The organism is Alteromonas sp. KC3, assembly GCF_016756315.1.
In the GTDB taxonomy this organism is placed as follows: domain Bacteria; phylum Pseudomonadota; class Gammaproteobacteria; order Enterobacterales; family Alteromonadaceae; genus Alteromonas.
The window spans coordinates 495584-519896 of sequence record NZ_AP024235.1; the positions used below are offsets into that span (position 1 = coordinate 495584).

At 45.2% G+C, this 24313-nt stretch carries 22 protein-coding genes and 1 tRNA gene; 15 read left to right on the forward strand and 8 right to left on the reverse strand.

Annotated elements, in window-relative coordinates:
• Window positions 1-90: 90 nt before the first annotated feature.
• The 6 genes from purE (at window position 91) to JN178_RS02175 (ending at window position 4426) form a co-directional block, all read left to right on the forward strand.
• A complete protein-coding gene (gene purE, locus JN178_RS02150) occupies window positions 91-585 on the forward strand; it encodes a 5-(carboxyamino)imidazole ribonucleotide mutase (RefSeq protein ID WP_159627286.1) in 495 nt (164 codons plus the stop codon).
• A complete protein-coding gene (locus JN178_RS02155; protein WP_202263358.1) occupies window positions 582-1718 on the forward strand; it encodes a 5-(carboxyamino)imidazole ribonucleotide synthase in 1137 nt (378 codons plus the stop codon). Before purE ends, JN178_RS02155 begins: the two co-directional genes overlap by 4 nt.
• Before the next feature lie 61 nt (window positions 1719-1779).
• A tRNA-Thr gene (locus tag JN178_RS02160) sits at window positions 1780-1855 on the forward strand.
• 73 nt (window positions 1856-1928) lie between these two features.
• A complete protein-coding gene (locus JN178_RS02165) occupies window positions 1929-2465 on the forward strand; it encodes a copper chaperone PCu(A)C (RefSeq protein ID WP_202263359.1) in 537 nt (178 codons plus the stop codon).
• Between the two features lie 196 nt (window positions 2466-2661).
• Complete coding sequence (locus JN178_RS02170) at window positions 2662-3135, forward strand: Dps family protein (protein ID WP_159627278.1); 474 nt, start codon at window positions 2662-2664, stop codon at window positions 3133-3135.
• 160 nt (window positions 3136-3295) lie between these two features.
• Complete coding sequence (locus tag JN178_RS02175) at window positions 3296-4426, forward strand: PQQ-dependent sugar dehydrogenase (RefSeq protein WP_202263360.1); 1131 nt, start codon at window positions 3296-3298, stop codon at window positions 4424-4426.
• A 90-nt stretch (window positions 4427-4516) separates the two neighbouring features.
• Here the strand turns inward: JN178_RS02175 and JN178_RS02180 are convergent, their stop codons facing one another.
• Together JN178_RS02180 and JN178_RS02185 are read right to left on the reverse strand one after the other, a co-directional pair.
• Window positions 4517-6628, reverse strand: a complete 2112-nt coding sequence (locus JN178_RS02180) for a S9 family peptidase (protein WP_202263361.1) — start codon at window positions 6626-6628, stop codon at window positions 4517-4519.
• Between the two features lie 143 nt (window positions 6629-6771).
• A complete protein-coding gene (locus JN178_RS02185; protein WP_202263362.1) occupies window positions 6772-7101 on the reverse strand; it encodes a DUF962 domain-containing protein in 330 nt (109 codons plus the stop codon).
• Window positions 7102-7332: 231 nt separating this feature from the next.
• On the opposite strand from JN178_RS02185, the gene trxA reads away from it, so the two are divergent.
• A complete protein-coding gene (gene trxA, locus JN178_RS02190) occupies window positions 7333-8202 on the forward strand; it encodes a thioredoxin (protein ID WP_202263363.1) in 870 nt (289 codons plus the stop codon).
• Between the two features lie 62 nt (window positions 8203-8264).
• On the opposite strand, the gene JN178_RS02195 is transcribed toward trxA, so the two are convergent.
• Entirely contained in the window at window positions 8265-8684 is a 420-nt protein-coding gene (locus JN178_RS02195) for a hypothetical protein (RefSeq protein WP_202263364.1), read from the reverse strand.
• A 256-nt stretch (window positions 8685-8940) separates the two neighbouring features.
• Here JN178_RS02195 and JN178_RS02200 point away from each other — a divergent pair, with 256 nt between their 5' ends.
• From JN178_RS02200 to JN178_RS02220, 5 genes are all read left to right on the forward strand, one after another.
• On the forward strand, window positions 8941-10116 hold the full coding sequence (locus JN178_RS02200; protein WP_202263365.1) for an aminotransferase class V-fold PLP-dependent enzyme: 1176 nt from the start codon (window positions 8941-8943) through the stop codon (window positions 10114-10116).
• Between the two features lie 16 nt (window positions 10117-10132).
• Window positions 10133-10315, forward strand: a complete 183-nt coding sequence (locus JN178_RS02205; RefSeq protein ID WP_159627272.1) for a DUF2065 domain-containing protein — start codon at window positions 10133-10135, stop codon at window positions 10313-10315.
• 225 nt (window positions 10316-10540) lie between these two features.
• A complete protein-coding gene (locus JN178_RS02210) occupies window positions 10541-11839 on the forward strand; it encodes an adenylosuccinate synthase (RefSeq protein WP_202263366.1) in 1299 nt (432 codons plus the stop codon).
• Window positions 11840-12081: 242 nt separating this feature from the next.
• Entirely contained in the window at window positions 12082-13488 is a 1407-nt protein-coding gene (locus JN178_RS02215) for an aldehyde dehydrogenase family protein (protein ID WP_202263367.1), read from the forward strand.
• An 11-nt stretch (window positions 13489-13499) separates the two neighbouring features.
• Window positions 13500-13916, forward strand: a complete 417-nt coding sequence (locus JN178_RS02220) for a VOC family protein (protein WP_202263368.1) — start codon at window positions 13500-13502, stop codon at window positions 13914-13916.
• Window positions 13917-13967: 51 nt separating this feature from the next.
• On the opposite strand, the gene JN178_RS02225 is transcribed toward JN178_RS02220, so the two are convergent.
• Window positions 13968-14696: a PepSY domain-containing protein gene (locus tag JN178_RS02225; RefSeq protein ID WP_202263369.1), complete on the reverse strand. Its 729-nt coding sequence runs from the start codon at window positions 14694-14696 to the stop codon at window positions 13968-13970.
• Between the two features lie 116 nt (window positions 14697-14812).
• Between JN178_RS02225 and JN178_RS02230 the strand changes: the two genes are divergently transcribed.
• Window positions 14813-15283, forward strand: a complete 471-nt coding sequence (locus JN178_RS02230) for an NYN domain-containing protein (RefSeq protein WP_202263370.1) — start codon at window positions 14813-14815, stop codon at window positions 15281-15283.
• Here the strand turns inward: JN178_RS02230 and ggt are convergent.
• Both ggt and JN178_RS02240 read right to left on the reverse strand, forming a co-directional pair.
• Window positions 15258-17000 carry a gamma-glutamyltransferase gene (gene ggt / locus JN178_RS02235; RefSeq protein ID WP_442859688.1) on the reverse strand — a complete coding sequence of 581 codons (1743 nt, stop codon included), beginning with the start codon at window positions 16998-17000 and terminating at the stop codon, window positions 15258-15260. The genes JN178_RS02230 and ggt overlap by 26 nt on opposite strands.
• A 50-nt stretch (window positions 17001-17050) precedes the next feature.
• The gene (locus JN178_RS02240; protein WP_202263371.1) at window positions 17051-18427 is read right to left on the reverse strand and encodes a Na+/H+ antiporter NhaC family protein; all 1377 of its coding nucleotides are present in this window, start codon (window positions 18425-18427) and stop codon (window positions 17051-17053) included.
• A gap of 303 nt (window positions 18428-18730) precedes the next feature.
• On the opposite strand from JN178_RS02240, the gene JN178_RS02245 reads away from it, so the two are divergent.
• Window positions 18731-20638 (forward strand): glycoside hydrolase family 3 N-terminal domain-containing protein, encoded by a 1908-nt coding sequence (locus tag JN178_RS02245; RefSeq protein WP_232369665.1) that lies wholly within the window; start codon window positions 18731-18733, stop codon window positions 20636-20638.
• Window positions 20639-20721: 83 nt separating this feature from the next.
• Window positions 20722-21804, forward strand: coding sequence for a mechanosensitive ion channel family protein (locus JN178_RS02250; RefSeq protein ID WP_232369666.1), 1083 nt, complete (start codon window positions 20722-20724; stop codon window positions 21802-21804).
• A 148-nt stretch (window positions 21805-21952) separates the two neighbouring features.
• Here JN178_RS02250 and JN178_RS02255 read toward each other — a convergent pair whose 3' ends face one another.
• Complete coding sequence (locus JN178_RS02255; protein ID WP_232369751.1) at window positions 21953-23242, reverse strand: exo-beta-N-acetylmuramidase NamZ family protein; 1290 nt, start codon at window positions 23240-23242, stop codon at window positions 21953-21955.
• Window positions 23243-23246: 4 nt separating this feature from the next.
• The gene (gene murQ / locus JN178_RS02260; protein ID WP_202263373.1) at window positions 23247-24212 is read right to left on the reverse strand and encodes an N-acetylmuramic acid 6-phosphate etherase; all 966 of its coding nucleotides are present in this window, start codon (window positions 24210-24212) and stop codon (window positions 23247-23249) included.
• Between the last annotated feature and the right edge of the window lie 101 nt (window positions 24213-24313).

Here is a 24313-nt window from a genome sequence, read left to right on the forward strand (position 1 = left end):
TTAATCTTTGCGGTGGGATTTTGAACCGTTTTACGCTACAATCGCGGCCTTTCCGAAGTCGTCCATTTTACCTACCCCGAGGATCTCTAGATGGCAAAAATCGCGATTGTTATGGGTTCAACTTCAGACTGGCCTACTATGCAACAGGCTGCCAAAATGCTGAAGTCGTTTGGTGTTGAATTTGAAGCGAAGGTGGTGTCAGCACACCGTACTCCTAACTTGCTAGTAGAGTTTGCAGAAGGCGCTGCAGAAGCGGGTTTTAGCGCAATTATTGCTGGAGCAGGCGGTGCAGCTCATTTACCAGGAATGATTGCTGCACATACGCACTTGCCCGTATTTGGTTGCCCAGTAAAATCAAAAGCCCTTAACGGTCTAGATTCATTACTCTCTATTGTTCAAATGCCAAAAGGCGTAGCGGTTGGCACCCTAGCAATTGGAGAAGCTGGCGCGGCAAATGCAGGCCTATTGGCCGCTCAGGTGGTTGCGTTGCACGATGAAAAAGTACGCGATGCCGTTATTGCATTTAGACAATCTCAAACTGACACAGTACTGGCTTCTAGTAATACGCTGGAGTTAGATGAATGAGAGTAGTAGTTTACGGTGCAGGTCAACTTGCACAAATGATGTATCTGGCAGGAAGCCCTCTAGGTATTGACGTTCAAGCTGTAGACGTAAACAACGATACTGTTGTGCATCCAGTAAGCAAGACGCCGTTAGAGATATCATTAGAGCAAGCACTAGAAAGTGCCGATGCGCTTACTGTCGAGTTTGAGCATGTTCCAGAGCGCTTATTAGAAGACGCCGCGAAAACAAACAAGCTTATGCCAAACATCGAAAGCATATTAGTAGGTGCGGATCGCGTACGTGAGAAAAAGCTATTGGAGTCGATGGGCGTGGCTAATTGCGAGCACAAGATCGTGACGCATTTAGATCAGCTTGACGATTGCGTTGCGCAACTGGGAAGCAAGTTGATTCTAAAAGCCAGTCGCGATGGCTATGACGGCTACGGGCAATGGCGTTTAGCCGATGCTGCAGACTTGCCAGCGCTGAAAAAAGCGCTGCACGGTTTGGATCTTGAGAGTGTGCCTCTTGTTGTCGAGAAAATGGTAGCGTTTGATAGAGAGCTTTCATTGATTGGTGTGCGTAACGCCAATGGTGATGTGCGCACCTATCCACTTGCTGAAAACTTGCACCATCAAGGTCAGTTACATGTATCAGTTGCTCCAGCAACTGACGTTGATGACGCGCTACAAACTCAAGCTCATGATATTTTTGTTAAATTAGCAGAAGGCATGAATTATGTGGGCGTATTGGCAGTAGAGCTTTTCCAAGTTGGCGAAACACTTCTTGTTAATGAACTTGCACCGCGTGTACACAACTCAGGGCACTGGAGTCAGTCGGGTGCGGTAACCAGTCAATTTGAAAACCACCTTCGTGCGGTTTGCGGCTTACCACTAGGCGACACATCTGCTATTGGTCCTAGTGCTATGGTGAATATTATTGGGTGTAGCAGTTTTTCTCGCGAACTACTGAGCATCGATGGCAGTCACCTTCACTGGTATGGAAAATCGGTGCGCGAGAAGCGCAAGATGGGCCATATTAATGTGACCACGAATAGCTACGAAAGCTTAGGTGAGAAGCTGATGGCATTAAGCCAATATTTGCCATTGGAATACTTTCCAAAATTAGTTGGTGAAGCAACGCGATTAAAAGGTTGACACCAACGCGTTTATCGCTAGAATACGCATCCGCTGTCTAGGCAGCGGTTTTATTTAGTGTGCCGACTTAGCTCAGTTGGTAGAGCAACTGACTTGTAATCAGTAGGTCGCCAGTTCGATTCCGGCAGTCGGCACCATTTTTCTTTTAGCGCTTTTTTCTTATAGCGTTATTACGTACACTGAACTTCGAAGCACATCGGAGCGCTATGTATGTCAAAGTATCCCCCTTTAGTTAAATCTCTTTTTCTTGTCTCATCAATTTTTGTATCAGCTTTAATGTCTGTTGCATTTGCACATCAACATAAAAACGATGAGCACGCTAAATCAGCAGAATCAAATCAATCGCAAACCGGTATTATGGTGATGGACGGATACGCCCGAGCTACATTCGCCATGGCAAAAACGGGGGCCGTGTACTTTACTTTGCATAATCAAAATAACGAACCCGTTACCCTGACGGCAGTATCAGTAGACAGCGCTGTTGCAAGTGATGCACAAATTCACACAACAGAAATGCAAGACGATGTCATGAAAATGCGAGAAATGACAGAAGGCGTGAGCGTGGATGGCAATGCCATGGTGTCTTTCAAGCCAGGTGGTTATCACATCATGTTGTTAGGACTGTCTAAAGGGCTTGAAGAAGGCAGTGATGTTGCTCTAACACTGACTTTCGACGAGCAACGTGAACTACACGTTGTATTACCGGTGAAAAAGGATGAAAACGCAGGTCATCATCACCATCACTAAAATACAGGGCTGTTGATGGGTATAGTGAAGCGCGTTGTGATACTTGTACTACGCTTCATTGAGTAAGCCGATGAGCACAATCAATTAAATGCAAAATCTTTTTCTTAAAATCTACGTTACTATTTATGTAGATTTTAAAATTGAATTGTATTTTGTTTTTTTAATTCATTTTCTGAATTAATTTAAGGAGTGTGACATGAGCAAGATTGATATTGGTATTTCAGAAAGCGACCGTAATGCAGTAGCTGAAGGGCTTAAAAAGCTGCTTGCCGATTCGTACACGCTTTATCTTCAAACGCATAATTTTCACTGGAATGTCGAAGGGCCGCAGTTTCGCGAACTCCATTTAATGTTCGAAGAACACTATACTGAGCTTGCCCAGGCGGTCGATGAAATTGCAGAGCGTATTCGTACATTGGGTGTAGCAGCGCCAGGTACTTACAAATCGTTTGCAGAGCTAAGCTCAATTGAAGAAGTAGAGGGTGTACCTGAAGCAATTGAAATGGTTCGTCTACTTACTCATGGTCATGAGCAAGTGGTTAAAACCTGCAGAGCGTCACTGAAATTAGCGCAGGACGCTGATGATGAATCATCTGCCGCGCTTATTGGTGATCGCATGCGTGTCCATGAGAAAACGGCATGGATGCTTCGCGCAACGTTGCCAAAATAAGGTAACGGTTTATCGTCCTAAAACTGCGCTTTTAGCGCGATAGTTAGGTGAATTATCTAAAGGGTACAGCATAGCTGTGCCCTTTTTTGTATACTCGCGCGTATTACAATAATACGAATGTAGCCATGCTGCGCTACTGCACATTAAACCGAGGCTTCTAATGACAAAACTTTCTTCTGTATTGCTGACTACCAGCGTGCTAGCGCTTGGGCAATCAGCATTTGCTCACGAAAACCACGACCATGGTGTTACCGATAAAGACATTACCGTCACTACCCTTGTAGAAGGGCTAGAGCATCCGTGGGGCATGGCTTTCTTACCTAATGGAGACTTGCTGGTAACCGAGCGCGCAGGTGGTATTCAGCGTTTGTCTAAAGAGGGTAAACTGTCAGGGCGTTTAGCCAATGTGCCTGCTGTGGTAGCGAACAATCAAGGCGGTATGCTCGATATTGCCATTGATCCAGATTTTAGCAGCAACAACACGGTGTATTTTTGTTACAGCAAAGAAAGTGAAGTTGAAGGTAAAAAGGGGAGTAGTAGCAGTGTCGCAAAAGCGACATTGACGGCGGCAGGTCTAGATAACGTCGAGGTCATCTTTAGCGCTGATTCTATAGTAGACAACGGTTTTCACTTTGGCTGCCGTCTAGTATTTGATGCCGACAAGCAGCTTTACGTTACCATGGGCGACCGTTATAAATACATGCAGGAAGCGCAAAACACCAATAATCACTTTGGCAAGATTGTGCGCATCAATCGAGATGGAAGTGTTCCCACAGATAATCCGTTTACAGACGGTGATGCGCCTGAAGTATTTAGCTATGGCCATCGCAATGTGCAAGGCGTAACAGTCCACCCACAAACTGGCGACGTATGGGCAATGGAACACGGGCCTAAAGGTGGTGACGAAATCAATATTATTCGTGCTGGCGCGAACTACGGTTGGCCCGTCATCACTTACGGTATCGATTACAGTGGTGAGATCATTAGTGACAAAACTCACATGGATGGCATGGAGCAACCGTGGGTTTATTGGGACCCGTCAATCGCACCTAGTGGTATTACGTTCTACAACGGTGACATGTTCAAAGAGTGGAAAGGCGATATTTTGGTAGGCTCACTGAAGTTTACTCACCTTCGCCGCATAGAAGTTGAAGATGGCAAGCCTGGCGAGCAATTCGAATATGTTCGCGACAACCAAGCACGTATTCGCGACGTTGAAGTCGCCCCAGATGGTGCGATTTACCTACTGACAGATGCGCCAAATGGCAAAATATTAAGACTTTCTAAGTAGTACGTAAAATACCCCAGCCCAAGCGGGATGGGTACAAGAAACCAAAAAATAGCCGGGTTATCTAACCCGGCTATTTCGTTGAACTAATGCTTAATCATTCTCTTTTGGCGACGTTGCATAGCGTTCGAACCACGCCAAAATATTTCCGACTTTCTGAATAAGCCGTGACGGGCGACTGGCAATGCCGTGAGAGGCGCCTGGGATTCGAACCATAGCAGCGTCAACACCCTGAAGTTTCAGTGCTTGATAGTACTGCTCTGACTCACTAATGGGTGTGCGGTGGTCTGCTTCACCCGTTAGTAACATGGTAGGGGTTGTAACGTTCCCAACGAGTGACAAGGGGCTGCGCTTCCACAGTTTATCTGCGATGTTCCAGGGCTTGTCGGCCATCCAATATTGACTGAAATAAGGGTATGCGTCAGCAGTCAGTGCAAAGCTAACCCAATTTATAACGGGTTTTGCCACCACAGCTGCGGCAAATCTGTCCGTCATGCCAATCGACCATGCCGTTAAGACACCGCCACCAGAACCCCCTGTGATAAACAAGTTTTCGGTGTCTATATTGCCTTTTGCTACTACGGCATCAACAACATCCATCAGATCGTTGAAGTCGTTTGAGGGGTAGTTGTGATGAATAAGATTACCAAAGTCTTCTCCATAAGAGCTGCTACCTCGTGGATTTGACCACACCACTACGTAGCCTTTTGCTGCCATCAATTGAATTTCCATGGCGAAGTGAGGCCCATAAGCCGCATGTGGCCCGCCGTGAATTTCCAAAATGAGTGGGTAAGTCTTAGTGGTATCAAATCCGGGAGGATAAGCTACCCACGCATCAATTTCGCGCTCATCATAAGAAGAGATAACCGTAAGATCTTCAACCTTTGCCAGCGTCTTATGACCTAGTGCGTCATCATTAAGGTGGGTAAGAACGCCATCCTGCTTGCCTTTGCGATATAAGGCTAAGTCACCCGGCATTGTGCGCGAAGCCGTGGTGTAAACAATGTCACCTTTTTTACTTATTGCGAAATCGCCAGAGGTATATGGGCGTCCAAATGCTTGCCCTCCAATAGCAATATCAAGGGGCTTAACGTCACCGTTCAGATTAACCGCAGCCAATTTAGTTTCGCCGTTATCTAGGTAAGAAAATATTAAGCCTCGGCTATTTTGTCGCCATACAAATTGACCTAACGAACGGTCCAGCGACGTGGTTAAGCGCGTTACCTCACCACTTGCTAATTCCATCACCACCAAATCACTATTTTGATAAGACAGCTTCCTGTCGTTTAATTGCGTAAAAGCGAGATACTTACCATCAGGGCTTATAGACGGTCGACCTTCTGGACCCTCAATAGCGGTGACTTGCTCAATATCCAGCGTTTCAATATTCACTTTGTATATGTCACTAACAAGCGGATGCAGCGCGTAATCTTCACGGTGTGGCGTGGCAAAATAAACCCACTCATTATCATTAGAAAAAGATAGTGTGCCGCCACTAGGGAAATTGCCTGAGGTTAATTTACGCGGTGTACCACCTTCGATGGGGAGCACAAAAATTTGATCATACCCTTCGCGAAGATAGCCCCTGCCATCACCGCGATATTGAGTTGCATCAATATAGGTCGCAGTCTCTGCCCAATTGGCGCCCTTCGGCTTTGCAGGCATACCGGTGAAAATTGGCTTTTGTGGTGCTTCATCAAACAAGGTAAAGGCAAGTGTTTTACTGTCGTTTGACCACGTGATTTGTCGTGGTGTTTCGGTGAGATTGGTCAGGCGGACAGACTGTCTGGTATCTAAATAATATAGGTGCAGTTGCGCTTGCCCTTTCACTGACTTGGTGTAGGCAATGTAATTACCATTGGGTGACAATGTTGCTTGCGACAAACTGACGTCGTCAGCAATAAACGGGCGGTGCTCTCCTGACTTTATGTTAACTTGCCACAGACGACTTTGTCGGCCATCCGTCATAATATCCATACTTTGTCGACTATATATAACCGTGTCATCGCTGATGAATTGTGGATTAGCAACAAACTCTAAATTGAAGGTGTCTTCGTATTGTAAAGGGTTAACAGTGGTTGACGGAGAAGACGTGTTGTCAGCGTCTTGCAAGGCATTTACTGCTGAAGAAGTAGATAACAAAAGTGAAAGGGCGATAGAGGATTTAACCAGCCTCCATCGGGAAACGTGTCGAGACGTCAACATATTGCATTCCTTATTTTTTTACACGCGTACGAGCGCGATAGTTATTTTCTAACCTTATCGCGTTCTTTTTATTTGTGTAAAGATTGTGCGCCGAAGCAGCAGCTATACATGATAGGTTGCAGACTATGTTGTATGAAGACGCGTTACCCTTTTAGGCTAATTCTGCCCAACAGAATATCTTTAAACATGACCCAATCGCCAATGAAGCTATAAAGTGGGTATTTAAAGGTGGCAGGCTTGTTTTTCTCAAAGAAAAAATGCCCTACCCAAGCAAATCCATAACCAACAACTGGCACTAGCCAAAGCAGTGTGTAGTTTGATGTATAAACAGATAGCGCTACTACTCCAAGAACTAGCCACGAGCCTATAAAGTGCAGTGTTCTGCATGTGGCATCGCTGTGCTCCTTGAGATAAAACGGATAAAACTCGCTGAAAGACGTAAATTGCGTCGATGATTCGCTGTTAACACTCATAGTTCACCTTGTAGTTGCGAGGTTTCGGTTTAATAAGGAATTCTGTTCAAACAGGTTATTTTCTTATCTATAAATATATTACATAGCTTCCGTTAACAGCAAATTAACATTATTGGTCTATACAGAATGTCGCGAAGCTGACAAAGTGAGGATATCTTGGCTCGCTCTTGAGTTTTATAGACTGATACCCCATATTTCACCCCAGAAGAGCATTATATAAAGGCATGTGTTATGGAAAATTTCGTTGCAAATCATCAGGCAACCATTGTTGATATTACCGTAGAAAACTTTCAGCAAATTATTGTTGAAGCATCACAAGAGAAGTTGGTACTTATCGACTTTTGGGCTGACTGGTGTGAGCCGTGTAAAGACCTTATGCCAATACTAGAAAAGCTGGCTGGCGAGTACAGTCAGCATTTGATTTTGGCCAAGGTAGACTGTGAAGCGCAGCAAGAAGTCGCTGCACAATTTGGCATTCGCAGTTTGCCCACAGTAATGGTAGTACAAAATGGTCAACCTGTAGACGGATTTGCCGGTGTACAGCCTGAACAACAAATTCGAGAAATGCTTGCGAAATACCTACCAAATCCAGAAGACGACTTACTGGCAACGGCAGGAAAAGCGATTCAAGCTGGTGATTATGCGCAAGCCTTACCTGCAGCAAAAGAAGCGCTTTCACTTAACCCTGATAACGTGAACGCCAAGTACATGCTTATCGATTGTTATATAGAAACAGGTTCAATCGATGTGGCTAAGACACTGCTTGAGGAAATTAAGCTTGTTGACCAAGACTCTCGATATAAATCGCTAGCAGGTAAAATTGAGCTGGCTGAGCAAGCGGCTGATACTCCAGAAATTAGACAATTAATGGCAGCCGTAGAGGCTAACCCTGATGACCTTCAGTTAAAAATTGATTTAGCTGTACAGTTACAGCAAGCCAACAAGGCCCAAGACGCCTTAGCGCTTCTGTATAGCGTATTAAAGAAGGAGTTGGGTTTTGGCGATGCGCGAAAGCTGATGATGGACATGATGAACGCATTGCCCGATGGCGATCCGCTAAAGTCGGAATACCGCCGAAAAGTATACAGCCTGCTTTACTAATTTAAGATACAAAATGGCTTGCATCGCAGGCCATTTTTAATTATTCCCACGCTTTAATGGTTTCACTCTATGGGGGAATATCCTTCTTTGTGTAACCAATTGAGCGCCTGAAAGTACTTATCAAAATACTCTCGTTCATAACCGACCACTTCAAAATCTCGTTGTTTTGCAGGGTGAGTTCGTTCTAATTGGGCGCGTTTTACCATACCCGCATCCAGCACATAGGCTGAGCGGCACAAGCCTCGCGTAATATTGACTTTAATAGCATCTGCCAGACATGTCTGGCATTCAGGCGTGGCCAATACCCAGCGTCTGCCGTCCATTATTGCAGCCCACGGCTGGTTGTCGAATTTAGAGACGATGTCGTGCATCTCTTCAACAAATAGCTCTGTTGTGCGTAAGTTCCATGCGCCGGTCGCAAAAACTTCAAGCATATTGCCTGATATATCAAGAGAATAGTTCCCGTATTTAGGAAAGCGCATAGTTAACCTTATAAAGCCAAAAGACCTTTGCGTATCTATATTAATACGCCTTAAGTAATTGTATAGCAGACTTTTGGTTGTTTGCAGTAGTAATAGGTATAAGAAATTAAACCTTTTGGGTTGTTTGTACATCAAAGCGGTCAGTTCAATTTACACTTTGCGTTGACAAACTCACACGCTTCGCTGCCTAACACTATGCGAGAGCGACGCAAATTTGATAGGGTTTATGCGGTTTTTCTTTTCACGGTAGCTGTCCATGTCTTATCAGCAGTTTTATACGGGGTTTCTCTCAGCCAACACAACAAAGCAGCATTACGCTTGCCACAGTCATTATTTTTGGCCTGATTGTACGCGCGATGCCATGCTTGAGTACTGGGACGATAGTGCTAAATATGTCGATCATAAGTGGGGCTATTTTTTTGAAACGTTAGTGCCGGAACTGCAACAGCGCATCAGTACTATTTTAAATACCAACGCGCCCGCGCAGGTGGTGTTTGCGCCAAACACACATGAATTGCTTTATCGCATTATGAGCTGTTTCGATACCGCTAAGCCGATAAAAGTTGTTTCTACCGATAGCGAATTTCACAGTTTTCAGCGCCAAGCAAGCCGTTTAGAAGAGCAAGGCGCAATAGAGCTAATTTCAGTAGAGACTCAGCCATTTGATACCTTTTCATCTCGCTTTAAAGCGGCAATAGCGCAGCATAATCCCGACCTTGTGTTTTTCAGCCACGTGTTTTTCAACTCAGGCTATGTCGTCAATGACCTAAATGATGTTGTAAACAGCGTAGCCAATGACGATACCATCGTTGTCATCGACGGGTATCACGGCTTTATGGCAAAACCAACTGATCTAAGTGATATCGCTCATCGCGCATTTTATTTAGCGGGTAGCTACAAATATGCGCAAGCAGGTGAGGGAGCGTGTTTTGCTCACGTCCCCACAGGTTGTAAGCTTCGTCCCGCCTATACGGGATGGTTTGCCGAATTTGGTGATCTTGACAAGCCGCGTCAAATAGCGGGTAAAGACGCAGTGCAATATAGCCAAGATGGAATGCGCTTTGCCGGTGCAACGATGGATTTCACAGCACTTTATCGCCTGCGAGCAGTATTGCGCCTGTTTGAACAGAACAACTTAAGCGTTGCCACCATCAATGACTACGTAATGCAAATGCAACAGCATTTTCTCAATGAGCTTAAACGACAGGGGCACGGCGTATTGAACGAGGCTAACTTGGTGGTTAAAGATGCAAATTGTCGTGGCCACTTTCTTACGTTTGAATTAGCCGATGCCAAGGTTACTCAAGCGCTTTCAGCGGCCTTAAAAGAAAAGGGGATCTTAACCGACTCCCGAGGTAATCGCTTGCGCTTCGGCCTTGGTCTTTACCACACCCCTGAATACATTAACTTGAACGCGTTAAGCGCACTATAGTCAAAAAGGATGAAGTATGGAGTGGCTATTACCGGCGTTTGCGCTGGTACTTATAATTGAAGGTATTGGGCCATTGCTGTTCCCTAACAAGTGGCGAAATTATCTACTGCAGATTAGTCAGCAATCGAGTAATCAGCTAAGACAGATAGGCGGCACGCTTGTCATCATCGGTGTGATGCTACTTTTGTACTTTACCTAGCAAATAGACCAAGTGTTCAGCTTTTTTCATGGCTTTGATTGGTAATGCTATGAAAATTAATGCCTTACAGCGCGCATAAAAAATACAGGACTCGACCTTGCTAGTTGGCCTGTATGCAACGCGCAAAAATAATAGCGATTTCGTTGTATTTTTGTTCGAAAAGGGGGTGATCCTTGCGCAAGAATTTTGTAGAATCCCCGCCTAATTTTCTTACACATATGATTCATGGCAAAGAACGTTGTGGTACTCGGCACTCAATGGGGTGACGAGGGTAAAGGCAAGGTCGTAGACCTACTCACAGATCGTGCAAAATATGTTGTTCGCTACCAAGGCGGGCACAATGCAGGTCACACTCTAGTCATTGACGGTGAAAAAACCGTTCTTCACTTAATCCCATCAGGCATCCTTCGCGATAACGTTACCTGTATTATCGGTAATGGTGTTGTGCTTAGCCCTGACGCGCTTATGAAAGAAATTACCATGCTTGAAGAGCGTGGCGTTCCTGTGCGCGAGCGATTGAAAATCAGTGAAGCGTGTCCGTTAATTCTTCCTTATCACATTGCATTAGACGTAGCGCGCGAAAAAGCGCGTGGCGCGAAAGCAATTGGTACGACAGGCCGCGGTATTGGTCCGGCTTACGAAGATAAAGTAGCCCGTCGTGGTCTACGTGTCGGAGACCTATTCAACGCAGAAGATTTTGCGGCTAAGCTAAAAGAAGTACTAGACGTACATAACTTTACGCTTACCCAATACTATGGTGCTGAAGCGGTAGACTTTGACGAAACCTTAAAGTGTGCAATGGACGTTGCTGACATCCTTAAAGCAATGGTTGTTGATGTAACTGACGAGCTAGATAAAGCACACAATGCCGGTCTACCTATTATGTTTGAAGGTGCACAAGGTACGCTTTTAGACATCGACCACGGTACATACCCTTATGTTACGTCGTCTAACACTACTGTGGGTGGTGTAGCAACAGGTGCTGGTTTTGGCCCACTTAAACTAGACTATGTACTTGGTATTGTGAAAGCATACACCACACGTGTAGGTTCTGGCCCTTTCCCAACTGAACTTGAATGTGAAGTGGGTCAACACCTAGGTGTTAAAGGTCATGAGTTCGGCGCGACTACTGGTCGTAAGCGTCGTACCGGCTGGTTTGATGCGGTAGCAATGAAGCGAGCGGTACAAATCAACTCAATCACAGGTTTCTGCTTAACCAAGCTAGACGTACTTGATGGCCTAGAAAGCCTACAAATTTGTGTTGGTTACAAAGACGCTGAAGGTAACGTAAAAGATGTACCTCCAATGGCGGCTGACGGTTACGAAAGAGTAACGCCAGTATATGAAGAAATGCCAGGTTGGTCAGACAACACCTTTGGTGTGACTGAGTTTGAAGGGCTTCCACAAGCTGCTAAGAACTACATTAAGCGTTTAGAAGAGCTTACTGGTGTTCCTATTGATATCGTATCAACAGGTCCAGACAGAAACGAAACCATCGTATTGCGTCATCCTTACGACGCCTAAGAGGCGTCGAAGCGCGCAGACCGAAATAGGTTTGTTTTTATTATTTATAAAGCCCAGCATATGCTGGGCTTTATTGATCTTGCCCTACAGAAAATCAATGTCCTACACCGAAACCTACGGCCAAAACTACACAGCGCTTAAACATTAATTAACAATTTAGTTGCGTTGAAGGCCAACATCCCTATTAATATAAGATACCAAGTAAATTGTTTCGTGCTTGCTTAAGCCATTGGAGCCTTCTTATGCCAAATAGACCTTCTCTTCATGCAGTTGAATCGGGTGTGTGTTTTGTTGATACCGTGCAAAAGCTGAATAACAGCTATATTACTGGCAAAACACAATCGTTGGATTGGCGCAAAACTCAGCTCAAGGCCCTAAAGCGTATGCTGGAAGAAAACCAGCATGATATTTTGCAGGCGCTGAAAAAAGACTTAGGCAAATGCGAAACCGAAGCGATGGTCGCCGAGCAGGGCTTTCTGTTATCTGATATCGATCATACTTTAAAGCACCTAGATAAATGGGTAAAGCCTCGTAAAGTGCCTACACCCATGGTGGCGTGGCCAGGTAAAAGCTTTCAGCAGCCAGAGCCCCTTGGCACTGTCTTGATTATTGGCGCATGGAACTACCCGTTACAGCTTTTACTCGCGCCCTATATTGCCGCACTTGCAGCGGGAAACTGTGCAGTGCTTAAGCCGTCGGAATTAGCGGTAGAAACATCTGCACTTGTCGCCAAGTTAATTCCGCAATACATGGATGCCTCATGCGTGGAAGTCATTGAAGGGGGTAAGGACGAGTCGACAGCGCTGCTAGCATGTAAATGGGATCATATCTTTTATACAGGCGGTGAAGCCGTAGGCAAAATAGTGATGAGTGCGGCGGCGCGTCATCTTACACCCGTGACACTAGAGCTAGGTGGTAAAAGCCCATGCTTTGTTGACAAGAATACCAACTTAACGGTTACCGCAAGACGTCTAGTTTGGGGTAAGTGGATGAATGCAGGGCAAACTTGTATTGCGCCTGACTATGTCATTGTAGAAAAAGGTTTTGAACAAAAGCTTATCGATGCCATTAAGAAAGAATTGAAAAAGCAGTATGGCAAAGAGGCATTAGCGTCTCGCGATTACGGCAATATTATCAATCATCGTCATTTTAAGCGGTTAGAAAGCTACCTTGATAGCGTTAATGTTGTCTACGGTGGCGATACGGACGAGTCACGTCCTGCTATGGCACCAACTCTAGTACTTGAGCCCTCGCTAAACAGCCCTGTGATGAAAGAGGAAATTTTTGGTCCTATCCTCCCAATCATCACTGTAAACAACATTGATGAGGGCATTGCCTTTGTTAATGACCGACCAAAGCCTCTTGCACTATACGCTTTTAGTGATAACGATGAGGTGCTCGACCATATTATAAGCCATACCAGTTCAGGTAGTGTGTGTACCAATGACACCATGATGTTTATGACTAACCCTGAACTTCCTTTTGGTGGGGTAGGTAACAGTGGTATGGGTAGCTACCACGGGCGTCACGGTTTTGATACGTTCAGTCACTTGAAGACCGTAATGAAACGATCGTTTGCCCTTGATGTACCCTTTAGGTACGCACCATTTTCAAAGTTAAAATTATCATTACTTAAGAAGTTTTTGTAACAGGAGTTGTTATGCCTCAGCCATTTCATCTTGCAATACCCGTCACAAACTTAGATGACGCTAATGCGTTTTATGGTGAGTTATTGGGGTGTGAAAAAGGGCGTAGTGACTCGCAATGGATAGACTGGAACTTTTTTGGCCATCAGTTGGTAACACACTGTGTAGAGCAGATGCCTTCGCCGCCGTCGCACAATGGTGTGGACAATCATGCGGTGCCCGTTCCTCACTTTGGTGTTGTTCTTACAATGGACGACTGGCAACATTTAGCTGAAAAGTTAGAAGCGTCGAACATAGAGTTTGTTATTGCGCCTTATATCCGGTTTAAGGGACAACCCGGCGAGCAAGCGACTATGTTTTTCAAAGACCCGTTTGGCAATGCCCTAGAATTTAAAGCTTTTGCCGATATTAAGCAGCTTTTTGCCAGTTAGCGTTACCTGCCATCAGGGAAGGACGCTTTTCCTTCCCTCAACGCAATCTTACTAATACGCGCCTCGCTTAAATATACTGCGTCGTCTGCGTGGTTTGAAACGATGATACAACAGCACAATGCCTGTTAAGGTGAAAAGCAGGGCACTAGCAGAAAATCCTATAAGCAGCGGGCTATTAAAGTTACTGCGATCTTTATAATCCATAATGTGAAGCATCCACATAAAATCGAACAGGCGCCATGTATCAGTGCGCACTCTCAACACGGCCCCCGTGTTTGGGTCAAGGTAGAAGTGAGTGTCAAACTCGTCATCAAATACCATCTGCCACAGCGGTGCTGTAAGGTTCTGCACTTCTTGCGGAAGTGTGGTTATTAATTCACTCGATTGAATATTGCCTTTCCCGCGATATTGAGCAAGTGCGAGCATCTTGATTGTGTCTTCACTCATAGACATCAATTGTCTACCATCTAGCGCATTGTACCGGTAAACCTTGTCTTTATCCTTGACCTGATAAACCGGCGTGCTGACAAGCACACCGTCTTGCATTTCTAGCCTGTGGGAAAGTGATAACGTTGCACTGTTGTTGTGGGTGCTAAGTATGCTAGATGGGCTGGCTAAAGCGCTATGCCATTGGGTAGTCACTTTACTGCGCAGGTGGTTTCCTCTTACTTCTTCTATAGGAAGATAGGCCATTACCAAGCCACTTAAAAACCATAAAGCGATTTGTATACACAAGATAAGCCCTAGGTAATTGTGAAGCGCACGCATAAATTTGTTCATTGTAATTGTCTTATTTTTATTTTTATTTATCACACTTTATACAAGCAGAATGACTCGTAATACGCAAATTTAAAAGGCATTATGCAACACCCGTTAATCACAGGAGCGTGCTTCACGTGAAGAAGGTCTTAGTATTAGTTGATGTCCAAAATGTGTATTACACCTGTCGCCAAGCATACAAGCGCAATTTCAACTACAACCATTTCTGGCAAGCCGTAAGTAATGAAGCTGATATTGAGCTCGCTTTCGCTTATGCCATTGATAAAGGGGATAACAAGCAAAGAGAGTTTCAGAATATTCTGCGTGCTATCGGCTTCCACGTAAAGCTTAAGCCTTTCATTCAGCGAAGTGACGGCTCTGCAAAAGGCGATTGGGACGTTGGCATAACAGTAGATGCACTTGAATATGCGACTGATGTCGACGAGGTCATCTTGGTATCAGGTGACGGCGATTTTGATATTCTAGTGAACACACTCAAAAAGAAAGGAAAAACGGTTAGTGTTTATGGCGTTCCCACACTAACCGCTGAAAGTTTACAAAAAGCGGCGTCGCAATTTATGCCTATTGAAGAGTCGCTATTGTTGTAGGCATCACGATACTTTTACCTCTGCCGCTTTTTTCTGAAGCGGCTTCAATACCACTTGGCGTGCGCTTTATCAGATGTACATCACCAAAACGCCGCTCATCAAGGGTATAGCCAAGCTCGGTTAAAGCTTGTTGAGTGTGCTCATCAAACCCCTTGTGCATGCGAATAGTATCTTTTGGTAAGAGCTGGTGGTGAAAACGCGGCGCGTTCACGGCGGCTTCTGCGTGCATATCGTATAGCAATGCATTTAACAACGACTGTGTAACCGACGATATAATGGTAGTGCCACCAGGGGAACCGGTTACCAATACAACGTCATCATTTTTTGTCACTAAAGTGGGCGTCATAGACGATAGCATACGCTTGTATGGTTCAATGGCATTCGCTTTCCCTCCTACCGCACCGAAGAAATTGGGTACGCCCGGCTTGGCACTAAAATCGTCCATTTCATCATTTAGCAAAAAGCCCGCACCTGTTACAACAACGCCGCTACCAAAAGTAAGATTGATAGTGGTGGTATTCGCCACTGCATTGCCCCATTTATCCATAATGGAAAAGTGAGTGGTATCTTCGCTTTCTTTTAGTCCCGGTTTGATATTTTCCGTAGAGGAAATGCTTGTTGGTTGAATGTCCAACGCTCTTCGTGCGATGTAGTCAGGTTGAGTTAATGCATTCACCGGAACCTCAATAAAGTCTGGGTCTCCCATATATTCGGCTCTATCGGCAAATACACGTTTGCCAATTTCAGACATGATATGAATGTACTCGGCGCTGTTTTGCGCGGGTAATTCATGAGTTTGACTAAATGCCTCAAGCATACCTATCCATTGAGCAACAGCGACACCGCCTGAGCTAGGAGGTGGAGCAGTAACAAGTTCATATCCCTGCCAATTTAGATGAAGTGGTTTGCGCCATACTGCCTTGTAGGCAAGTAAGTCATCATAAGTGATAAGACCACCATTTTGCTGCATAAAGTCAACAATGTGTTTGGCGACTTCTCCTTTGTAAAATCCATCTTTACCTTTTGTTTGAATGGCCTTTAAGGTGTTGGCAAGTTCAGGCTGCTTAAACAGTGAGTTGGCAGTAGCTTTCGCAAAGTAGTCGTTGAAGTTACCTACCAAGCCTTTTTCTGTGGTGCGTGCAATGTATCGCTCAATATTATTGGCTAGCTTCTCGTGAACAATAAAGCCGTCCTCGGCTAGTGCCACTGCAGGTGCTAAAAGCCGCTCCCAAGACAATGTACCGTACTTCTTATGCGCCGCCCACATGCCTGCTACGGTGCCTGGAATACCTGATGCTTTGGCACCAAATAACAACTCGTAGGTCTTAACGTTACCTTCATTGTCTAAATACATATCCCGATGTGCCCGTTCTGGCGCCATCTCGCGATAGTCTAGAAAGTCAGTAGTGTCTTCAAGCTTGATGGTCATAAAGCCGCCACCGCCTACATTACCCGCTTCAGGTAGGGTTACCGCTAAAACAAACTGCGCGGTAATTGCAGCATCTATAGCGTTCCCCCCTTCTTGCAGAACTTGCATTGCAGCATCGGCACTGTAACTGTCAGGCATAGCAACAGCATGTTGCCTTGCACTCGTTGATACTGTTGACGCTTTAGCTTCAGTGCTTTTTTCCTGCGGCGAGTGTGAACATGCAATAAGGGTACTTAATACTAAAAAAGCAAAAAGTGGCCTTAGAATTCTGTTAATCCGTTTCACAATGACTGACCTCCTTTAACGACATTGAGCTGGTAAATTGAGCGGGTAACCTGCTACCCAATCATTAATACGCTAGCAATAAAATAGGCGACAAGTGTTAGTGCACCAGCAAACAGTGCATAGGGGAATTGAGTTTTAACGTGCGTTAGCACGTCGCATCCGGCCGCAAGCGAGGATACCGCTGTGGTATCGGAAATCGGCGAGCAGTGATCGCCAAATATGCCCCCACCTAAAATCGCGCCAATTACCAACGAAGGGGGGAGCCCCAAACTTTGAATAAGTGGAACACCAATTGGGATCAATATTGCAAACGTGCCCCATGACGTTCCCGTTGTGAAACTCATAATTGCGCCAGCAATAAACAGCATAGGGACAATAAGCACTAGCGGAAGGTATTCACCCACAATTCCCGCTACAAACACGCCCGTACCTAACACTTTCAAACTATTACCTAGTGTTAGCGACAGTAATACTATAGTTACCAGTGGAAGCAGTTCACCCATTCCCTTAAAACCTATTTCAACGGCTTCTTGATGCGTAAACCGCTTATGTAGAAGCAGTAAAGCATAGGCAACCGCCGTTGCTAACGCAGTGGCGTAAAGTACTGATTTACTGCCGCTGCCTTCCGACAACACCCCGTTACCAGTAAAAAACATAAAGCCCACCATGCTAAGCACCATCACTAGAAGGGGCACTAACATAAAGCGAGCTTTGGTGGCCGGCTCAGCACTTTGTGTTACTTCAGTGCGAGTCATGGCGTGCTCTTCCTCACGCATGGGACCATGTACTTTATCTACCGAAATGGTGTAAGCCACAATGAGCAGTGTGAAGATGGCATAGAAGTTAAACGCTACACTACCCCATAGAATGGAGGCAGACGATGCCGGAAGCTCATAGGCATCAAGTAAACTCAATATAAAGGCACCCCAGCCATTTAGCAGGATCAATATACATACCGGGGCGCTCGTTGAATCGATGATATAGGCCAATCGCGCCCGACTCATACCAAAACGGTCGAATAAACCCCGCGCAAATATACCTGCTGTAAGCACGCTTAAATTTGACTCGATAAAAACGGCGATGCCGGTAAACATGGTTAAACCGCCAACTTGTTTACGACTTTTAGCAACCCCTTTATTCACTAAATAGTTGACCGTAGCGGTTACACCGCCAGAATCTCGAATGAAGGCCAGTAGTGCCCCTACCAATACAGAGAAAATTAACACTCTGGTGTTTCCTGGACTTGATGCAGTATCTACAACGCGCTCAATCGCATTGATAGGTGCCATATAGCTACCAGCAATATCACCATTCACCAAAATGAGTGTTTCAGCGCAAAGCACGGCAAGTGCCAAGGCCAAGATGACTTCTTTTTTCCAAAAAACAACGGCAATTGCCACTAGTGGGGGGATGACTGACATCCAATCCATACTTCTTTCCAATCTTGTTATCAGTGTGTTGTTAAACGGGCATGGCTAAACGCGCTAATTAAATTTTTGGTATCAGAAAGCCAGCGCATTTTAGGGTTATCCGAGCAGTTCGTTGTGCCGGAACGTATTGATTTATGGTAGCGTACCGTATTGTGTGCCGTGTTACCAAGGATAAGATCAACATTGCAATTCTCTTTACGTTTTTCATCATTATTCACGCACTGTTTGTGCTACTTCAGCGCAACATTACTATGCATATTTAGCAGTAATGCGCTTGCCCAAAATTCAGTGTTCAAGAGCCCAGTGTCTCCAAACGGGGTGCCTCAGAACGCGATACCCCAAAGTAAGATAGAAAACACTAAGCTTTCAGATAGTGAGCTTCGTACCGTAAAAGACAGGATAGGGCAGAAAATTATTCTCGATTTTCGCTATTTCTGCCAAGACAATACGCCATCAACGCGGTGTCGTACCCCACTAACTGAAATGCCTCCTGAGTTACTCGACGTATTAAGCAAACACAATATTGGTGGCATTATCTTATTCGCTGAGAACATCGTAGACGCTAAACAACTAGTGTCACTGAATTACTCAATGCAAAAGCACATGCTTCAGAAAGGGCGTCCTCCATTGTTTATCGCGGTAGATCAAGAGGGAGGACGAGTGGCGCGTTTGCCACCTTCGGTGTTACCACCATTTGCAGGTAATATGGCAATAGGCGCGACGTTTCAAAAACACGGTACTGCGTTTGCCGAGAATGTCGCACAACATATTGGCAATGCGTTGTTGCCGTTGGGGATCAATACTAATTTTGCGCCATCGGTAGATGTTAACAGTGAACCGAAAAACCCCGTTATTAACGTGCGTAGCTTTTCTGAAAACCCGCAACACGTTGCTGCACTTGGCCAAGCATTTGTAGGTGCTATGCAACAAACCGGTGTACTGAGCGCTATTAAACACTTTCCGGGGCACGGTGATACTCATGTAGACAGTCACAGCGGGCTGCCTAGAGTCATGCATGACAAAGCGAAAGCCATGGCAGGCGATATAGCTCCGTTTGCTAACATCATTAATAGCAATGCGGTACCCGCGATGGTGATGAGTGCGCATATTCAATATCCATCCCTAGATAGCTCAACGCTTGTTGATAAACACGGTAACCAGCAAATTGTGCCAGCAACGCTATCTGAAAAAATCCTCAAGCAGCTATTGCGCACGCAACTTGGTTATAATGGGTTAATCGTGACTGATGCGCTTGATATGGCGGGTATTTCGCAATTCTTCACGCCTGAGGAGGCAATGATCAACGCGTTTAATGCTGGGGCTGATATTGCGTTAATGCCCTACACAATTCGAAATCAAAACGACATCCGTCAGTTTAGCCAGTTAATTGATAACGTCACTAAAGCGTTACTTTCTAATAAAGAAAGCAGAAATGCACTTAACGCATCGCTTAATCGCATTGCTAAAACAAAGCAGCGCTTCGAGCTACAGCAGTTCGTGTTAAAGCCAATGTCTTGGTGGTTAAATGAAGTTCAAGAGAATCTGGATAAACGCAATGCAAGTGCTTTAACACGCAAGGGTGAACAGATAAAGAAAGCGCTTTCTGAGGCGTCGGTTACGGTTCTATACGGCCACAAAAAACTGCCCCTAAACAGTGAAAAGTTACTTGCGCTTATGCCTGATACAGCTCGCTGTATCGCCTTTGAAAATGCGCTTTTCCAGCATTTCGCCGGGAATGGGAAAGCGCTTTCTGAAATTCAATTTGCGTGTATACCTTTAGTTCAGTTACCCACCGCATCAATGATCAAGCGATTAGTAAACGACACTGACGTCGTTATTGTGGGAGATATTACTCCACTTCATGCAAATTATGAGTTGGGTGGGTTAGATAGCTCGCACATTGTCAAGCAGCGAGCCAAGCAATCTCAAGTGCATAATTTTGCGCAAGAAATAATGCAGCACGCAAAAAGTACGGATAAAAAAGTGGTTTTTGTGCCACTACGCATGCCCTATATTGCTGAGCAGGTGCGGCCATATACTGATATTGCGATTGCAACCTATAGCTACGTAATTAATGTACAAGACGCACCTTCGCAGGGAAACTTCAAAGGACAAAGTGTCACAAGTGAAGTATTCGATGCCTTAGTTCGCGTTATGATGGGGAAAATACAAGCACAAGGACGCACACCTGTGACCCTGTCGGCACAGTAACCTTCAGGCAACAAAAGCAGCATAGTTTCAAAAACGTACATACACTTAAAAAGCAAAATAGCGCACCAAAAAGGACAATAAAAGTGGATACAGCCAATTCATTCGCTTCACTACTCAGCGAGCTGCGTGTTTTCGTGCCACTGTGTATCGCACTGGTTTTTGTGGTCGGCACATTGACGGTACTTCACTATATTTTGCTGGGTAAACAAAGTCATCTTACAAGCGAGCAAAAGCTACCTCGGCAAGTAACCTTGCTTATATTGACCATTGTTGGTGCTGTAGTGATAGCGATGGCGCTGCCCGTAAGCGAAAGTACTCGCAACCAAGTAATAGCACTAATTGGTGTGCTAGTGTCTGGGGTTATTGCATTCTCTTCCACTACAATGGTTGGCAATGTAATGGCGGGTATCGTACTTAGAGTAAATCGCCCATTTAAAGTGGGCGACTTTATCAAAGTAGAGGGCTATAGCGGGCGCGTAACAGAAATGGGTTTACTTGACATAGAAGTTCAGACAGAGAGTCGAGAGCTCATCGCATTTGCTAACACGCTAATGGTGAATTCACCGGTAACAGTAACACGTGCTTCTGGGGCGATTGTAAGTGTTGAAATTAGCCTGGGTTATGACATTCACCATAGCGTCATTGAGCAGCATTTGCTAAAAGCGGCCGATAGCGCAGAGCTTAAAGAGCCTTTTGTGCAGGTAATTGCGCTAGGCGACTTTTCGGTAAGCTATCGCGTGTCTGGGCTACTGCTAGAAGTAAAGAGTTTACTGAGTGCACGCTCCAGATTACATAAGTGTGTTTTAGACGCACTACACAATGCGGATATAGAAATAGTTTCTCCCGGTTTTATAAACCAGCGACCCCAGCCCGATGGCCTTAAAATGATTGCTAAAACACCCGCAATCTCAAACAGCAAAGATCACATTACACACAGCGAATCTTCATTAGGAACTCAGGCGCCAGAAGACGTCATATTCGATAAAGCTGAAGATGCTGCAAACCGTGAAGCGTTGAAGTCACAACTCATACAATCTATTGCTGACATCGATGAAGCGCTCAGTGATACACAGCGTACTGATAAAGAATCTTTGAAGACGCGAAAAGCAAAAATGGAAGCTAGGTTGTCTAGTATCGTCACACAACGGGATACGTCGGACGAATAGCACTCTTTTTAATAATGGGCTCTATCAAGTATGTAAGTATTAACTTTTGTGTTATTGCTCGCCAAAAAAACGCTTTCAAGTAATGACTGTAAGTACTCACTAACATGGATTGATTTGTGCGTCTCACGTTGTGGTATTTTTGCGACTCTTACTCCGGATAAAGCAAATAGGGCTTTCTTTTTTGCTTAAAAATCGCCACTTTTTCTTGCCAACTTTCCCGAATTTCACGGGGTGTTTTTCCTTCTTCGATCATCATTCGAAAGGTGTTAGTGCCTGCTAACTTATCGAAAAAATCAGGTCGAGTGAAAAAGGTGTCGTCCGCTCGATTGCTCGTTATAAAGTGGTGATATGTGTTAACCAAAAATGCGATATCAAGCCCTTCAATCAGTGGGGCAGTTTGCGTGTCATTTGCATTTATCAGTATGTGGGCATTCAAAAGTGTATTGTTGTGCTTAGGAAAAGGCGCTGCGTTATTGGCAGTAACAGGCACCTTTGCTTTACCTAACGGCACAGAGGGGTGACCAATAAGCTGAAATGGATAGTGTGTACCGCGACCTACACTTACATCTGTGCCTTCAAAAAAACACAATGTGGGGTATAAGCGAATGGCCTCATCGTTAGGTAGGTTTGGACTGGGTGCAACAGGAAGCGAGTACATTTGATACCTAGAGTAATGCTTCACAGGCACTACAGTAAGCGATGATGTACTGCGAGTGGAAACTTTGACCCATTGTTCTCCCAACATCATTTGAGCTAATTCGCCAAGGGTCATACCGTGCAACACGGGTATGGGGTGCATGCCCACGAATGAAGAGAAAGGGCTTTCCAATACAGGTCCGTCAACAAACCTTCCGTTGGGGTTGGGTCTATCTAGCACAATAACATCAATATTGTGCTCATGCGCCGCTTCTAAAACATAATGTAGCGTGCTTAGATAGGTGTAAAATCGAACGCCTACATCTTGAATATCAAACACCAAGGTATCAATGCCGCGCAACATTTCTGCGGTAGGCTTTTTCGTTTTGCCATACAGCGAGTAAATGGGTAAGCCAGTTTTGCTATCGACTGCACTTTCAACTTTTTCACCTGCACCTTTATTACCACGAAAACCATGCTCTGGTGACATAACCGCGCGCACGTTTACACCTTGTTGTAATAAAGCGTCTAGCAAATGCACCCTGTTGGGCTTTGCCGTGGTATGTGGATTTTCAATATCTGTTTCTATCAGCGCACTTTGATTAACCACTAACGCAACACGTTTGTTTGTCAGTAAGGGCAGGTAAGTGTCAAACTGCTGAGCACCGACTATTGGCTTAGCGGTGCTAGCAACGTGCGTTGATTTAACAAGGTTATTGCTGCTACAACTTGCGGTAATAAACAGGGTGAAGCACACCCACAAGCCCCATCTAAGTTGGCGAATGTTGTGTTTATTCAACATCACGCTATTCGCCTTGCTTTGCTGCTTGTTTTGACGAAAGGACCGCTTTTCGAAGGAAGCCATTGGTGTCTTGTAGCTGTGAATGCGCTTCGCTCGCACTCATGCCAGTTAACACCATTAAAATGGCTACTTTGGCTTTGTTATCACATGCCAATAGCGCCTGCTGCGCGGTATCTTCATCACAGTCTGTGGCTTGCATTACAATGCGCAATGCGCGAGCTTTCAATTTTTCATTGCTGGCGTTCACATCAACCATCAAGTTTTCGTAAGTTTTACCCAGCGTTATCATGGTGGTGGTACTAATCATGTTTAGTACCATCTTTTGTGCAGTACCCGATTTCATTCGTGTGCTACCTGTTAATACTTCAGGGCCAACCACAGGACAAATTGTAATATCTGCTTTTTCAAATATAGCGGCATTAGGACTACAGGCTATGGCACCTGTTACGCACCCAACAGACTGGGCATAAGCTAACGCACCGCTGACGTAGGGCGTTCGCCCACTCGCAGATATTCCCACCACCGTATCGGCACGTGTTAATGCGATTTGCGCTAAATCACGTTGCCCGGCGTCTACGTTATCTTCTGCACCTTCAACCGCATGCTGTATGGCGCTCTCGCCCCCTGCAATTATGCCCACTACCACATCGTCTGGAACGCTAAATGTTGGCCTACACTCTACGGCGTCTAGTATGCCTAGTCGCCCACTAGTTCCTGCGCCAACGTAAATAAGACGGCCGCCTTGCTGAATACTGTGTGCCGCTGCATCGACTACCTTTGCTATTTGCGCAATTTGTGTGGCCACTGCACTGGCCACTTTGGCATCTTCGGCGTTGATACGCGACAAAATATCTATAGTAGACAGGGTATCAATATCGAGGGTGTCTGGGTTTCTGCCTTCAGAAACAATGCGATTCAATGAATGGGCAAGTGCGTGAAGCGAGTTGTTTGCTGGTGAGTCCGACGGCATGAATAAAACCTCTAATGTCCTGAATGCGTGGCTTGTTTAGCCCTTAGCGCGAAGATGCCAAGCATAACGCATAACGGCTTTAACAGTGAAGGCAATTGAAT